This is a genomic window from Vibrio sp. D401a (assembly GCF_030248515.1).
GTDB classification, from domain to species: Bacteria; Pseudomonadota; Gammaproteobacteria; order Enterobacterales; family Vibrionaceae; genus Vibrio; species Vibrio rotiferianus.
The window spans coordinates 1-607 of sequence record NZ_JAHGAI010000005.1 but is presented as its reverse complement, the minus strand read 5'-3'; the positions used below and the strand labels follow the sequence as shown (position 1 = coordinate 607).

Annotated in this window: 1 pseudogene; it reads right to left on the bottom strand. The window is 51.2% G+C overall.

The window, feature by feature from the left end:
- Positions 1–607: pseudogene (locus KIV41_RS03090) on the bottom strand (Calx-beta domain-containing protein); the annotation flags it as partial.

The window sequence follows — 607 nt, the reverse complement described above, 5'->3', positions numbered from 1 at the left end:
CCACCGACTTGGAGGTCGAAGGTTTCATCTGGCTCATCGATGGTGTCTTGCGTGGTATCCACTGTTGCAGTGAACATGGTGACGCCCGCTGGGACGGTGATTTGTCCCGTATTAGCGTCGTAGGTCACGCCATCACTGAACACAATGTTGGACACGTTGGTGTCGTAATCATCATCACCTGCCGTGCCGTTGACTAAGCCAATCGTGTAGGTTTGGTCGCTGCTACTAGCGTTACTTAGCGTCACTTTAAACTCAGCAGCTTGGCCTTCTGGTACGGTTTCGCCAACCAAAGCGACATCCGTGATCACAGGTGCATCATCGTCATCTTGGATTGTTGCTGTGCCAGTCACTCCACCGACTTGCAGGTCGAAGGTTTCATCTGCCTCATCGATGGTATCTTGCGTGGTATCCACTGTTGCAGTGAACATGGTCACGCCTGCTGGGACGGTGATTTGTCCGGTATTGGTGTCATAGGTCACGCCATCACTGAACACAATGTTTGACACGTTGGTGTCGTAATCATTATCGCCTGCCGTGCCGTTGACTAAGCCAATCGTGTAAGTTTGATCGCTACTGCTGGCATTACTCAGCGTCACTTTAAACTCAG